Here is a 15,037-nt window from a genome sequence, read left to right as displayed (position 1 = left end):
CTAACCCAGTTGGTAGCCAGTAGTATGGTGCCTGCTCATACATTATCTTATAGACCTCAGCATCAAGCTTCAACTGCTCATTTAAATTAGTTATGAAGGGTAATTCATTAGTTATATTATTAACTAGGCTATTATTATACCAAGCTAAGTTACCGCTAATGCCACCATTAATTATATTAGCCAGTGGCCACATTTCCTGGAATAGTGGGTCAGGCCAATCTGGGCACCAGCCTAAATCCACTATTGCCGGTGTTGCACTTGGTGTAACCCAATCATCAGTAGCTGATGCGGTAACCAACTGGAGCGAAACCGGTACACCTATTTGAGCTAGCTCGCTTTGAATGATCTCAAACTGCTCCTTAGTGAACTCGGTTAATGGCGCAAGAGTGACTATGTTAATGGTTGGTAATTGAGTACCACTGGTATCACCTATAGCTGAACCATTAGGCAGAACCACGTAGTAACCGTACTTATTAAGGAACTTAACTAGGTACTGTAGGGCTAGGGTTAAGTTATACTGGTAAACAGGTAGATTATCTGGGTTATAGTATGGCTTAAAATTGGGCGCAATGGGGCCTACGTAAGTCGTGGCCCAATACATGCCTAACGCATAATATGGTTGAAGTAAAGCCGTAGCATTTAATGCATGAACTATGGCTAACCTAAAGTTAGTATCATTGGTTGGCCAAACGTAATTATTGAAACTCAGATAGAAGACGCAGCCGCTTGGCCCAAAGTTGTGAATGTAGAGGCTCCAGTTACCACTTGGTATGCCGGTGGCTGATGAATATAATTTAACTAATGCAGGCATGTTTAAGGTTGATACTGTGGTTATTTGAGCAATATTCTTAACGAAGTCCTCAATCCTATCGGTAGTGCTTAAACCATACTTAACATCAATGTAAGTGATGTGGGCTGGTTGAATAATCCACGGGATCTCATTACCCATACCATGGTTATAATAGTAGTACACCCAGTAATTGGTATTATTCACCAGCAGAAGCTCCTCACCAGGCGTATAGCTCTTAATAACATATGGCCCAGTGCCAGGCATTGGTGTCGTACATAGCTTTGAATTAGCTGCATTAGGTTGGACGCCACCATTCATATCAATGAATACTGGATCAACAACAAAACCCCACCAAGCAGCAATATCAGTTAAGAATAGTGGGTAAGGCTTCAATGTGGTTATCTCAACCTCAAATGGATTCAACACTACTACGGCTTGGTTAGGATAACTCATAATCTTCTGTATAGTTGCGTTAGCTACATTGAAGTTACTTAATACGTTAGCCAAGGCGTAGGCACATAATGTTGCATTACTTAAGTAAGCATTATTACCTGTTGCGTAGGCTAATGCATGGCATGCACCCCATGGTATGAAGTAGCCGGTTTCAGTGGCCTTAGTAATATTATAGAGTATATTACCGTAATTGCTTATTCCTGGGCCCTGACCCATGAGTATTATCCTATATATACTGAACCAAACTGTAGTGGCGTTAACTGGGTCACCGTTACTGAACCACACGTGGTGCCTAATGGTGAAGTACCAGTGTTGATCATCTGGTGTACTCCAATTCTTAGCAATAACTGGAACAATCTGCATGTAGTTACTACCATTAAACCCAACTAATCCCTGAAACACAACAGCGAAAATTGGCCCATCCTGAACATAGAATCCTGTGGCTGGGTCAAGGCAATCCGGTGCGGCTACTTGGGAAACATCAATTAATTCACTTGGATTAGATGCCGTTAACTTAACTACATATGGTGCAGTGGTGGTGGTAGTTACCACAGCCACGGTGGCCGTTGTTGCTGTGCTTGTTGTGGTTGTTACTGTTGTGGCTGTTGATGATACTACCGTGCTTGTTACTGCAGTGGTTGTTGTTACTGTTGTTGCCGTGGATGTTGTTGAAACCACTGTAGTCGTAATAACCTTTGGATGAGTGGCGTAGTAGTAACCAACATAACCAGCCACAGCAACCACCACAACAGCCACAACCACAGCAGCCAAAACACCCCTAGATATCCCGTTCATACTCATAAACTGCCCCCTTATTTCTAAAGTTTAAAAGTTTTATTACAATAGGGTTAACTAACATTCATGCCTTCATTTAAGGCCAATGCAGTTCCCATTACTCAATAAGGATTATTGCACATAATGAGTGAGGGGCTGGGTAAAATTTATATTATCTACTATCCCTAGCCTTGAAGTGACTCTATTAGAGGTTAATAGCCTTAGTGTTACATATAGGACGCCTTTTGGTACTGTTAAGGCTCTTGATGACGTATCCTTCACATTGAATAGGGGGGAGTCCATTGCAGTGGTTGGTGAGAGTGGTTCAGGTAAGTCGACGCTTGCCTTAGCCATAAGTAGGCTACTGCCGCCTAATGCTAGGTTTAGGGGGAGTATTATCTTTGATGGAGTGGATTTAGCTAAGTTGAGCCCGGGTGAATTAAGGGCTGTTAGGGGTACTGGCATATTTATGGTGTTTCAGGAGCCGGCTAACAGCCTTAACCCAGTCTATAAGATTAAGGATCAGTTAATGGAGGCTGTTAAGATTAGGTACCTTAGGAGTAATGAGCCATTCGATGAAGGGGGAGCCTTGAAGGAGATAATAAGCACGCTTAGGGATGTGAGGATGCCTGACCCTGAGGTTATAATAGAGAGGTATCCCCATCAATTAAGCGGTGGTCAGATTCAGAGGATTATGATAGCCATGGGCCTCCTAATGAGGCCTAAACTGTATATTGCTGATGAACCAACCTCAGCACTAGATGTGACTGTTCAGGCGCAGATACTTAAATTGCTTAAGGATCTTAAGAACGAGTACAACTTATCAATAATATTCATAACCCATGATTTGGCTGTAGCATCAATAATTGGGGATAGAGTGATGGTAATGTACGCAGGGCAGATTGTTGAAGAGGGGTTAATGAGTGATGTAGTTAATAAACCCTACCACCCATATACGCAGGGGTTATTGAGTAGCTTACCTAGGATAAGTAAGCATGAGGGTAAGTTACCCATAATAAGTGGTGCTGTACCAAGCCTAATTAACCCACCCAGTGGCTGCAGATTCCACCCAAGGTGCCCATACGCCACCGATACTTGTATTAAAGTGATGCCTCAACTTAAGAGTGTTGAGAATAGGAGAGTGAGGTGCCACCTCTATGCCTGAAGTATTAATTAAAACGAAGGAATTATCCAAGTGGTTCCTAGCTAAGAAGTATGGATTACTGGAGAGGATCTTCAGGGAGAAGCCGGTATTCGTTAGGGCTGTGGATAACGTTAACATAACCGTGGAGAGGACCTTAACAACAGCCCTAGTTGGTGAGAGTGGTAGTGGTAAGACAACCCTAGGTAGGTTATTAACAACACTGGAGGCTCCCACGTCTGGTAAAATATTCTTTAATGGCGTCGACGTCACCTCACTTAAAGGCCGTGAATTGAAGAGGTTTAGGACGAGGGTTCAAATGGTTTTCCAGGACCCATATTCAAGCCTTGACCCAAGGATGAGGGTTAGGGATATTATTGCTGAGCCATTATTGGCTAGGGGAGTTAAGGGGAGGGATTTGAGTGAAAGGGTGTTTAAGATTATGGAGGAGGTTGGGCTTGAGCAGTCCCTTGCTGAGAGGAGGCCAAGTGACCTTAGTGGTGGGCAGAGGCAGAGAGTTGCCGTGGCTAGGGCTGTGATAAGTAATCCTGAATTCATTGTTCTTGATGAACCAACCTCGGCCCTTGATGTATCCACTCAATCGCAGGTACTTAACCTACTGGCTGAACTCCAGAATAGGCATAAGTTAACTTACCTACTCATAACGCACAATATATCTGTGGCGAGGTACCTTAGTGATAAGATAATGGTAATGTACATGGGTAAGGTCGTGGAGTCTGGTGAAACATTGAGCGTATTGAAGGAGCCTCAGCATCCCTACACCCAAGCCCTAATAGAGTCAATACCTGATATTGGGAAGAGGGATTTGAAACCACCCACAGGTGAGGTTGGTAGCCTAATTAACCCACCCAGTGGTTGTAGGTTTCATCCAAGGTGCCCCTTCGCCATGGATATTTGCCGTAGGGAGGAGCCTCCTATGGTTGAGGTTAAGAAGGGTATATACGTGGCATGCTGGCTATACGTGAAGAGGTAGTATGATTCTTAGGCCAATCATAAGTAAGACAGTGGTTAAGGCAATAATACCACTAGTCATTATCCTACCCCTACTTAATGTTAGTAAACTTATATCATTACTCATCTTCATCCTAATGTACTGGGTAATGGTAATGGCCTACGCATTATTTAAGCATGCCCACACTTATGAAGTAACCAGTGATTACATTGAGTTTAGGGGGTTATTTGGTAGGGGAATGAGGCTGAAGTACTGGGATATTGAGGATGTATTAGTGTCGCAGGGCCTATTGGCTAGGGTATTCAACTGTGGTTCAGTTATCTTAATCACCTCCAGTAAGAGTAGGCAAGTAATATTGATTAGCGGTGGCGGTGGTTACGGTGTTAGGCTTTGGGATGTGAAGGAGCCCTGGATTGTGCAGAAGCTTATTATTAATAGGCTTAGGGAACTGGGTTACTATCAGTAATTCACCCTACCCGTTAAGATATCCTGTAATCCATCACCAACTAGGGCGAAGCTGAGGGCAATTATTGTTATTACTAGGCCTGGGAATATTGCAGTCCACCAGTAGGCTGGTAATTCATTTAACCCTGCACTAACCATCTCGCCCCACTCAGGTGTGGGTGGCTTAATACCAATCCCGAGGAATCCTAATGTAGCGTAGGTTAGTATCACATTACCGAAGTCTAATGTAGCGTAGGCTAGGACTGGGTCTATTGTATTTGGGAAAACATGCCTCATCAGTATCCAGAAGTCGCTTAACCCAGATAACTTGGCTGAGTCAATGAAGTACCTACCCTTTATTGATAGTGTTTGAGCCCTAGATAACCTAGCGTATATTGGCCACCAAACAATTATTAAGGCTGTCATTGACTGGAAGTAGCCTGAACCAATGAGTATTGTTAATGCAAGTAACAGTATTAAGCCTGGTATTGAGAGGAAGGCATCAGTTATCCTACTGATAATCTCATCAATCCAACCACCATAGTAACCAGCCAATATGCCTAGGAAACCACCTATAATTATCGCCGATAAGACTGTTATTATGCTCACTGATGCATCAATGGGTGCTGCATAAAGTATCCTACTGAGTATATCCTGACCCTCGGCATTAGTGCCGAGTAGGTACTTGAGGGATGGGGGTTCATTACCGGCAGCTAAATTAACAGCCATGGGATTATGAGGCAATAGAATCCAGCCTAGGCTTGGGTGCCTAGTCAATGAACCAATAATCTGCAGTGAACCCTCAATAAGTGACCAGGCTAGGAATAGCGCAATTATGATTAAGCCAATTGCCGATAATGGATTCCTTAAAAGAACCTTCAGGGTTAATTTAGGGTTCTCGAATACTGCTACTGACATTGCAATCACCTTACTCAAGCCTTATCCTAGGGTCAATTACTGCGTATAGTAAGTCAGCCACTAGGTTAGCCACCATTATTGATATACCCACTATGAATGTGAAGCCAAGTATTGTTGGGTAATCAAGGTTAAATAATGCCTGCGTTGTAAACCAACCCATGCCGTGGTACTGGAAGATATCCTCAATAACCACTGCCCCAGCTATTGATGTGGCGAAGGCGAGTACGGCTATGGTTATTATTGGTATTAAGGCATTCCTCATGGCATGCTTATATATGACGCTCCTCTCAGGTAGGCCCTTCATTATTGCAGTCCTTATGTAATCCTTATTAATAACATCAATCATGGTATTCCTCATTAACCTAGTGGTTAAGCCGAAGGATACAAGGGCCAGAGAGGTAGCTGGTAATATTAAGTGCCTAATCATACTAATGAAGTATGGCCAATCATGCTCAATGGCGGCATCTAATAGGGGCCATCCAGTAATTGGCTTAGGTGCAGTGTATAATGGATTAACAACACCAGTAGCCGGTAGTAGGCCCAGGTAGTAGGCTATTAGTAACTGTAGTAGTATGGCTACTAGGAATGGGGGCATTGACCAAGTCACAAGGTAAATCACTCTTATTGCGTAATCAGTACCAGTATCCTTCTTAGCCCCAGCCACAGCACCAGTGAATACACCTATTATGAGTGCTATTACTGTACCCGTTAAGACCAATTGAAGGGTATACGGTAGGTAAGTGGCCATTACCTGCAGTACAGGTCTCTTAAACATTGTATCAATACCGAAGTTCCCAGTGAATACATCAGCCACATAGTTTATGAATTGAATGTAAAGCGGCTTATCAAGCCCATAAGCCTTAATCACTGCTTGAAGAGCCTGTGGAGTAACCCTAGCCCCAACCCATATCCTAGCTAATGCATAAGGTGATGGGGCAAGTACGTGAATTAACGTGAAGACAATGGCTATTAGAAGCAGTAGCGTAATGAACATGTTTATGATCCTCCTGGTAATGTAAACCGCCATAGAAGGCATAAACGCAGCAGAACCATACTATATTTTTAAGTTTTATTCATAAGAATTACATAATGCCAGGAATCCTTCACCGTTAAGGGTAGGCATTAATTAATATTACCAGGATAAAGTAATAGCATTCTTAGCCATCTCAAAGAGTTCCCTTGGCTCCGCAGTAGTAACACCATCTAAGAGTTCTTCTTCCTTAACATTGAAACCATTCATCGCTACCCTACATGCCATGATCTTAACATTCCTCTTCACGGCATCAGCCATCATACTCCTTACACTGTCGCTTAATTTTTCAAACACATTCCTCTTAACAATCATTACTGAATATAATGCGAGGTAAATTATCACCTCATAACCCAATGATGACGCTATTAATGCAATCCTCAACATTGCCTGAAGCCTATCCTCCTCTGAGGGAGGCATTGTAGTGAAGAAAATGACCCTACCTTTACCTTCACTCATTCATTATTGTTCATGAATATCGTATTTAACTCTTATTTCACATTAAGCCACTATATTAATATTCTGTAAATTCATTAGGTAACATGATTACATTACCACATATTGTAAGAATCCTGTAATTAACTCTATGAAACCATGAACTCATGCTAACGCAATGCATTTACATTAAATTACCCCATGGAGGGGAATTACTGAAGCCAACCTAAGCCAACAGTGGGCATAAGGAAACGGAACTAGGCTTCCATTATTTTTCTCAATAATTCCCTCTCGTAAACTACTCCCAGTAATTTACCTTCCTTATCTATTACAGCTATTACTGAAGTTTCAGTCTCCCTGAATCTTCGTAAAACCTCGCCAACCTTAACATTCTCATTAACTACTTCAATATCATCAAGTTGGACGTCGCAAACCCTAAGCCTTTCATACTCATTAGGATCAATCTCCAGCAGGGTAGTTATCGTTATTATTGACCTAGGCCTCTGCTCTTCATCAATAACCACCACAGCCCTAACCCTATTCTCATTAATAAGATTCACAACGTACCTTAAATTATCATTACATGATGCGAAAATACCCTTAGTTATTACCTCCCTTATGGGCATAATTAAGTTAACCCTCCTACCCTCAGCCTTAGGCCTACCGTACCTCAGCCTAAAGGCTAGGGGAAAGAAGAGGGCTGTAAACGTTATTGCCAATATTGAAAATGAGTATTGGAGGGGGTTATGAGGGATGTGGTTAATGCAGTAATTAAGAGCGAGGCGTCAACCCCTCCCTTTACTGATGTTCCTAAGCCATTTAAAATGGGGTCAATTCCCTGAATCCTAGCCATTAAGAATCCGGAGAGGAATTTACTAACCACTATTACTGTGAAAAGGATTATGGAGGTGAATAAGAGGTTAATAGTTATCCTCACGAAGTATAACCCTATACTTACGAAAAATAGTGGTTCAAAGAAGCCGTAGGTGAATGCATGAAGCCTCTCCCTTAAATGTGGCCTATCCGCGAAGTAACTCCTCAGTAGGAAGCCTAGGAATAGCGCGGCAATTGCGGAGTTGAAGTTGTAGAGTTCAGCTATGAATCCTATAATTAGGATTAATGAGACTGTAATTGCGAATTCCACTTCCCTAACTTTGAAGTAACCCTCAATTGCCTCCAGTAATCTAGCAACATACCTACCCATCACTAGTATTAATACCATAATTAATAATATTTCTATAAAGTGGATTATACTTAGGTCCAGCACTATGGAATAGGTAATAATCGCTATTATTTCATTTAACGCAGATTGATTAAAGATTTTTATCCCTAGCCCCTCCTTAGTTATCCCCACATCTATTAACAGCCTAGTCAAAGGGCCTACACTAGTCATGATTAGAGGAATTATTAACGCTAAGTTGAATTGCCCTAAGTAATATAAGGTTAAGCCCACAATCACAAGAGGTATAATTATCTCCAGGATGGATGAAAATAAGTCCCTCTTATCGGCTTCAAATCTCCCACCCATTTCCTCAGCCCCAGCCAGGAATAATAGGAATACAATTCCTAATGAAGCCATGAATGATACTATTTCATTCAATTTTATTACCCCCAATATCCCTGGACCCAGGATTATCCCTATTATTATAGGGCCTATAAATCTAATTAAATTAAGCCTACCGAATAACTCTTCAATTAACTTAGCCGCAAGAAGCATTATTCCCAAGTATAGCAGGCTAATGAGTGTAGCATTCATAGTTACTTAAGGCTAATACCCTAGTGGGAAAAATGTATCGGCACATACTTTAAGGAGTTAATGAGCCTCCAATCTCAGTAGAGTAATAGTACCTTGAATCAAAGCTATATTAACGCCATGCTTAATGTAATAGTAGGTGCTATGGGGAGTATAGTAGGCTAAATTAATGAGTATCCACCATTTTAAATATTGAATGCATTAATTATGCATGAAGCTACTAATTTGAATAACTATGATTATTCATGGTGGCCCCGGCCGGGATTTGAACCCGGGTTACGGGCTCCACAGGCCCGCGTGTTGTACCAGGCTACACTACCGGGGCCCTTTACGCACTGCACTCACTCAACCTTAATTAGCTTTTTCCCTCATTAAGGAGCTTATGATTAAGTAGTATTGATCATAGTTAGGTATTTAGGGTTAATAAGGCTGAGTTCTCAAATGCATACACCGCTTTTATAAATTGCATCAACTATTAGGCTTAGTGGATTATCCTTAATGGCCTTAATCCAGTAGCCCTTATCCCCTGTTAATAGAGTCATTAAGTTAACTAAATCAATGGGATTCTTAACGTCATTAATAGACTCAATACCAAGCGTTAATACTGCCTTAGTTGAGTAATCCATTATATCTAAGGCTACCTTACTTAAATCCCCAATTAAACCCCTCCTGATGAATGGTAATGCAACCAACTCAACGTACTTGCCCTCATCCTCAATAATAGATAATTGCCTCCTACTCGGGTACTCTGACCCAGGCAGTATTGTAACTACATCAATATTATCATTGGTAATATACTTATTCAACATGTACCTATTATTACCCTCAATGAAAGCCACTGCAAATGGCACCCTCCGCCTTAGGCCGCGAATCTTCCTAAGGATAAGAAAATCACCCCCCATACCCTTAACCCTAACTAATGAAACCACTGCAATGTAGTTAAGCCTCAGTAGGCTGCGTAAAACATACTCATCATGGGTTGCTAGGTGCGTTTCTATGAACATTCATTTACTGGCTTAAAGATAAAATATAAGTATTTTTCCTGCGCCTAAACCCATTGCCTCAAGGTATCCTTTAATCTGTTACTAAGTATTCACTTGGCATTACTACGCCACTGTTTAAGTTGTATTCAATCCTCATCCCTCTCTTTAAATCCTTAATCATGTATATTGATCTTGGATACCTCCTATAACCAAGCCTCCTATAATACTCCCTAACACCCACTCCTGATATTACTGCAATTCTCAATGCACCATACTCCTCAGCCACTTCCTCAGCCTTAGCCATTAAGGCCCTCCCAATTCCCCTATGCTGCCACCAAAGCTGATTAATGGGCCTACTACCCACCATGACTTGCGGCCCATATACGTGAAGTTCCCTAACTAATGCGGTCCTCCCCCTTAATTCAGGCCTATGGGGATTGCCAGGTATTCTCAGCCTTAGTATTCCATATAACGTATCCTCATCATCAATAACCTCCAGGTATACTTCATCACCCCCCGAGGCCTCGTAATTAATCCTATTAATCCTAAGTACCGTGGCTTTAGGTAATTCACCATTCTCCAGTATCCTATGCCCAACCTCACGGCACCTTATTTCAAGGCACTTAAGGCCCATTTGCCTCATCCTGGCCCAAACCTCCTCCCTCAGGTTACCTATCCTTGGGCCATCAACAATCCAGTGCAGTGGTATGTCCCTACCAAACCTCATGACTCTAACCCACCTAGGTACCTTAGCCATTACCTTAGCCAGTAGGGTTAACCAAGTATCCTCACTGTAGCTTGAATACTCACCCCTACGCCACATTTCATAAAGTTCAGTACCCGGCACCACTAGGGTTGGGTAAATTTTTAGGCAATCAGGCTTAAAGTCAGGGTTGCTGAATAATTCATCAATCATTGCTAAATCCCTATCGGGGTCAGAACCCGGTAAGCCTGGCATTACATGGTAGCACACCTTGTAGGCTGAGTCCTTCAGTACCCTTGTGGATTTAATAACCTCAGCAACGCCATGACCCCTCTTAACCCTACTTAACACGTCATCGTATATTGATTGAACCCCCAATTCAACCCTAGTTGCGCCGAAGCCAATCATCCAATTAACCTGCTTCTCAAGGGCGAAGTCAGGCCTAGTCTCTATGGTTAATGCAACAACCCTAGCTGAGGCATTCTCATTCCTATTCTCCTCAAGCTCCAAGTTACCTGAGGGAATAGCCCCCTTCCAAACTGGGTAATCATTCAAAGCCCTGTAGATGTTTAAAATGAACCAGTACTGGTAATTGAATGGTAGCGCAGTGAAGGTTCCACCCATCACAATAACCTCAACCTTACTGACTGGGTGGCCCATAGCCCTATATTGAGTAACCCTTAAGGCAACCTGCATGTATGGGTCATAATTAACCCTAACAGCCCTCATGGGCACTGGTGAATCAGGCAGGTAGCTCTTAGGCGTATTCATTTGGGGGCCGCCGGGGCAGTATATGCATTTACCTGGACAAGGTAAGGGGGCTGTCATTACGGCTAATGGAGCTACCCCTGAAATAACCCTCACAGGCTTCTTAACCCCACTGAAGAACCTCCCCTTAGCAACCATACCCTTACCAACCACTCCCCCACCACTCAGTATACGTGAATGAGGAACCCTATTTAACTACTACTAATCCATTAATCCAAGTAGCCATGGCATTAGTTACTTAAGGGAACTCAGCTGGTAAAGCGGGAGTATTTAATGGTATAAAATATTTAAACAAGCACGGTAAACGCCCGTAATGGTTAAGAAGAGTGAATCACTTGATATTGTGCTAACAACGGATAGATCAATGATGACTAATCACCATGGTAAGGAATTCCTAGGCTTCCTATCCACCGGCCCAATCTTCGTCTCCCTAGGCCCATTCCATAGGCTTTCAGAATGGTTCCACGTTTGGTTAGCTGCACCTAAGCCTAAGGTTGATAGGCTTGGTAGGCCTAGGGAGGCACCTTATGGTTTAAGGAAGATTGAAGCAGCGTTAATTGAAGCTGGTTTTAATGCCGCCATAATTGACCCCGACTATGTGGCTAAGTACATTAAGAAGGGGGCTAAGGTACTTATGCTTAGCCACCATGATTACTTCGGCCTTAACCCACCATCATCCACGTGGGCCGTTATAGTTGGTAAGGAACCCTTGAACGCATACCTCTTTAGGAAGATGATGAATAACCTTAAGCCCTACATTGATGACGCTAAGAAGACTAATGGCCTTAAGGTCTTCGTAGGCGGCCCCTCAGCCTGGCAGTGGCTCTACTTCCCTGAATTAATTAATTATTATGGCGTTGACCTTGTGTTTGATGGTGAGGGTGATGTCGCTGTTGTTGAGTTAGCTAAGAGGGCGCTTAATGGGGAACCACTACCCAAGTACGTTTACTTGGGTAGGATGGATTCACCAAGCATAGATGAGATTAAGACAATTAAGGGTGCGTCTGTTAATGGGTTGGTGGAGATTGGGCGCGGCTGCCCTAGGAGCTGCGCCTTCTGCTCAGTCACATTAAGGGCGCTACGCTGGTACCCCTTAAGTAAGATTGAGGAGGAGCTTAAGGTTAATGTGAGGAGCGGTGTGGTTCATGGATTAATTCACGCTGAGGATGTTCCACTATACGGTTCACCAACAGTAATACCTAAGCCGGAGAAGTTAATTGAATTACATAAGCTCGTTAAGAGGTACTATAAGACCATCGCCTGGAGCCACACAACCCTCGCCGCTGTGCTTTACGGTGAGAAGATGCAGGGTAAGTTAATGAGCAAGTTAGCTGAGATAATTGAGGATGATAACCAAGACTGGTGGGGTGCCCAGGTTGGCCTTGAGACTGGTTCACGTAGGTTAGCTAAAATAATGATGCCTGGTAAGGCTGCTCCATATAAGATTGAGAATTGGTGGGATGTGGTTACTGATGCGTTATCAATAATGCATGAGATTAAGCTAATACCGGCATTAACAATTATAGTTGGTTTACCTGGTGAGACTGCTGATGATGTTAATGAAACCATTGAGCTCATTGAGAGATTAAGGCCATACAGGAGCCTAATTGTACCATTATTCTACGTACCAATGAACCACGTTAGGACTGATAAGGAGGGTTGGTTATATAGGTATAATCTACTCCCTGAACATATTGAGCTTCTTAGGGTTGTGTTTAGGCACTCAGTCTACTGGTCTAGGGATATTGTGAATAAATTCTACCTAAAGGGCCCACTGCTCTTCCCAGTTAAGGTTGGGATAAACTACTTCATAAATTACATTGAGAAGAAGGTTAGTGAAATTGAGGATAGGCTTGATGAAATAATAGCGAATTTAAGGAACCAGAACCTTGAACAGAGATTCACACCAATGAAGCTGATTCAGGAGATTAACCAAGCTAAGGCATCCGGTTGAATTAAATACGCTAAGGCCCCTAGCCATTCGTTATTGTTTTAAACCCTTAAGGCGATTAATTACCATAGCGTGATGAACTACGGGTCTTTTCAATGATGGGTGAAGACACTTACCGTGCTGAATCCCACTTAACCTAACTCCTCTTAATGAACTTAAACCTCTCATAAATTAACTCAACCCCATTACCCCTAATTACGAATTCAGCATATATTTTAGAGCCATTAAGTAGTGTAAAATATCTTGCATAATCATCCTTAACCTCCTCTGGGACAAGTATTGTTGACTCCTCAGTATACTTAGTTGCAGTCCTCATGATTAAGTAATCACCCTGCCTAATGATGCTTAACTTAACAGTACCACCATATGATTCGTAAGTCCCCTCCAACCCTGCGCTAATTTCCTCCCTCCTAAATACTTCAAGTTCCTTAACTGGATTATGGCCAATCATCATGGTTAATGCATAGAGGCCTATTTTAGATAATGGGTAACCATCAGCATTAGCCAATACGATTACCCCAATCTTATCACCTGGTACGTAAGCCATGTATGCCGTGTACACTAGTACTGATCCACTATGGCTTACTAACCTCCTACCGAAGAAGCTATCACTCACTATTAGCCCATAGCCGTAACCCTCATCACCCAGCATCCTCCAGGGCACATTAATGTACCTCCTCTCAGCTAACTCCAAGTAATCCCTACCCAGTATCCTTACTCCATTAAGCTCACCCCTATTTATAAGCATATTAATGTACTTAGACATGTCTACAACATTACTCAGTAAGCCTCCATCCGAGGTTATTCCAAATGGGAACCTACTCTTAATATGCCTCCCCTCCCTATCAATAATGTAGGGTGTAGCCTTATCCCAATCACTATTATACTCCCCCTCACTAAAGTACGTTTTATCCATGTTCAAGGGCTTAAGAATTACCTTACTTATATAATCCTCATAGGATAGCCCAGTAACCTTCCTTATAATGTAACCAAGTAGCACGTAACCCTCATTAAGGTAGAAGAACCTTTCACCAGGCTTAGCCACAGCCCAATCCCCAGACCCCCTCATGAATGCTACCACATCCTCTGGGGTTGCTAGGGGGAGCCAATTATCCTCAAGGCCCAGTAACCCATTTATGAAAGCCTCAGCATAACCCAATGCCGGAATACCACTTGAGTGCGTTAGTAGGTGGTGTATTAGTACTGGCTCACCCATTGAACGTAGCCTTAATTGAACATAACGCTCCACCGGGTCCATTAAATTAAGCTTCCCCTCCTCAGTAAGCTTAAGTATTGCAAGTGCAGTGAAGGATTTAGTTATTGAACCAATACCATAGGTTGTACGTGGAGTTGCAGGTAAACCAGCCTCAATATCCCTAAAACCAAACCCCCTCGCATAAATTAATTCACCATCCTTAACAATACCTATACTTAACCCAGGTATCTTGTATTCCCTCATTTTACTTAAAACAAACCCCTCAAGGCCACTGAAATCCATAAACCCAATACAACCAACCCCCTTAATAAGTAAGCCACTAACCCTACCTCCTCAAAACAATACATTAATGGCACTAAAAATCAACATGATTCTTAACTTAACCTACTCAATNNNNTATTTCTGCTTATTTAATGATAATGCGGGAGAACGTATATTGGCGGCCCCGCCGGGACTTGAACCCGGGTCCTACGGCTCCGCAGGCCGCCGCCCTATCCATGCTGGGCCACGGGGCCTAATTTGCCCTTATACATAAAATATTAATGCTTTACTCACAATGGAGATCAAGCAATATCCGGCTAATTAGGAGAATTAAGCTAATACCCTTCGACCAGGGTAGGCTTAGGAGGGAGATTAAGGATGCTGCAAGGAAAGTCCTTGGCAGGGATTTTGAGCTTTATTAATTAAGGAAATTCTACGCAACAT

At 42.6% G+C, this 15,037-nt stretch carries 14 protein-coding genes and 2 tRNA genes; 5 read left to right on the top strand and 11 right to left on the bottom strand.

Annotated elements, in window-relative coordinates:
• Positions 1–2,044: ABC transporter substrate-binding protein (locus tag BP896_RS01540; RefSeq protein WP_291764934.1), on the bottom strand; the 2,044-nt coding region annotated here is incomplete at its 3' end.
• A gap of 169 nt (positions 2,045–2,213) precedes the next feature.
• On the opposite strand from BP896_RS01540, the gene BP896_RS01535 reads away from it, so the two are divergent.
• Genes BP896_RS01535 through BP896_RS01525 form a run of 3 tightly spaced genes read left to right on the top strand, consistent with a single transcriptional unit; the run spans position 2,214 to position 4,597 of the window.
• A complete protein-coding gene (locus BP896_RS01535) occupies positions 2,214–3,182 on the top strand; it encodes an ABC transporter ATP-binding protein (protein WP_291764931.1) in 969 nt (322 codons plus the stop codon).
• Entirely contained in the window at positions 3,175–4,152 is a 978-nt protein-coding gene (locus BP896_RS01530; protein WP_291764929.1) for an ABC transporter ATP-binding protein, read from the top strand. The genes BP896_RS01535 and BP896_RS01530 overlap by 8 nt, the downstream gene beginning before the upstream one ends.
• Position 4,153: 1 nt before the next feature.
• The gene (locus tag BP896_RS01525) at positions 4,154–4,597 is read left to right on the top strand and encodes a PH domain-containing protein (RefSeq protein ID WP_291764927.1); all 444 of its coding nucleotides are present in this window, start codon (positions 4,154–4,156) and stop codon (positions 4,595–4,597) included.
• Here the strand turns inward: BP896_RS01525 and BP896_RS01520 are convergent.
• The 8 genes from BP896_RS01520 to BP896_RS01485 all read right to left on the bottom strand — a co-directional run bounded on the left by BP896_RS01520 (position 4,591) and on the right by BP896_RS01485 (position 11,303).
• A complete protein-coding gene (locus tag BP896_RS01520; RefSeq protein WP_291764924.1) occupies positions 4,591–5,493 on the bottom strand; it encodes an ABC transporter permease in 903 nt (300 codons plus the stop codon). The two genes, BP896_RS01525 and BP896_RS01520, sit on opposite strands and share 7 nt — an antisense overlap.
• A 10-nt stretch (positions 5,494–5,503) precedes the next feature.
• Entirely contained in the window at positions 5,504–6,529 is a 1,026-nt protein-coding gene (locus BP896_RS01515) for an ABC transporter permease (protein WP_291764922.1), read from the bottom strand.
• Positions 6,530–6,625: 96 nt separating this feature from the next.
• The gene (locus BP896_RS01510) at positions 6,626–6,982 is read right to left on the bottom strand and encodes a DsrE family protein (protein ID WP_291764919.1); all 357 of its coding nucleotides are present in this window, start codon (positions 6,980–6,982) and stop codon (positions 6,626–6,628) included.
• A gap of 233 nt (positions 6,983–7,215) precedes the next feature.
• Positions 7,216–7,677 carry a CBS domain-containing protein gene (locus BP896_RS01505; RefSeq protein ID WP_291764917.1) on the bottom strand — a complete coding sequence of 154 codons (462 nt, stop codon included), beginning with the start codon at positions 7,675–7,677 and terminating at the stop codon, positions 7,216–7,218.
• Positions 7,668–8,714: a cation:proton antiporter gene (locus tag BP896_RS01500; protein ID WP_291764915.1), complete on the bottom strand. Its 1,047-nt coding sequence runs from the start codon at positions 8,712–8,714 to the stop codon at positions 7,668–7,670. The genes BP896_RS01505 and BP896_RS01500 overlap by 10 nt, the downstream gene beginning before the upstream one ends.
• A 243-nt stretch (positions 8,715–8,957) precedes the next feature.
• Positions 8,958–9,037: transfer RNA gene (locus BP896_RS01495), tRNA-His, on the bottom strand.
• A gap of 111 nt (positions 9,038–9,148) precedes the next feature.
• Positions 9,149–9,715, bottom strand: coding sequence for a hypothetical protein (locus BP896_RS01490; protein WP_291764913.1), 567 nt, complete (start codon positions 9,713–9,715; stop codon positions 9,149–9,151).
• 70 nt (positions 9,716–9,785) lie between these two features.
• Positions 9,786–11,303, bottom strand: a complete 1,518-nt coding sequence (locus BP896_RS01485) for an elongator complex protein 3 (protein WP_291764936.1) — start codon at positions 11,301–11,303, stop codon at positions 9,786–9,788.
• 175 nt (positions 11,304–11,478) lie between these two features.
• Here BP896_RS01485 and BP896_RS01480 point away from each other — a divergent pair, with 175 nt between their 5' ends.
• Complete coding sequence (locus tag BP896_RS01480; protein ID WP_291764911.1) at positions 11,479–13,119, top strand: B12-binding domain-containing radical SAM protein; 1,641 nt, start codon at positions 11,479–11,481, stop codon at positions 13,117–13,119.
• A gap of 133 nt (positions 13,120–13,252) precedes the next feature.
• Here the strand turns inward: BP896_RS01480 and BP896_RS01475 are convergent, their stop codons facing one another.
• Together BP896_RS01475 and BP896_RS01470 are read right to left on the bottom strand one after the other, a co-directional pair.
• Entirely contained in the window at positions 13,253–14,614 is a 1,362-nt protein-coding gene (locus tag BP896_RS01475) for a serine hydrolase (RefSeq protein WP_291764909.1), read from the bottom strand.
• A 155-nt stretch (positions 14,615–14,769) separates the two neighbouring features.
• Positions 14,770–14,847, bottom strand: a tRNA-Arg gene (locus BP896_RS01470).
• A gap of 27 nt (positions 14,848–14,874) precedes the next feature.
• Here BP896_RS01470 and BP896_RS01465 point away from each other — a divergent pair.
• Positions 14,875–15,015 (top strand): hypothetical protein, encoded by a 141-nt coding sequence (locus BP896_RS01465; protein ID WP_291764908.1) that lies wholly within the window; start codon positions 14,875–14,877, stop codon positions 15,013–15,015.
• Positions 15,016–15,037: the final 22 nt, after the last annotated feature.

It is taken from the genome of Caldivirga sp. UBA161, assembly GCF_002506515.1.
Classification (GTDB): domain Archaea; phylum Thermoproteota; class Thermoprotei; order Thermoproteales; family Thermocladiaceae; genus Caldivirga.
This window is presented reverse-complemented; position numbering and strand designations above follow the sequence as displayed.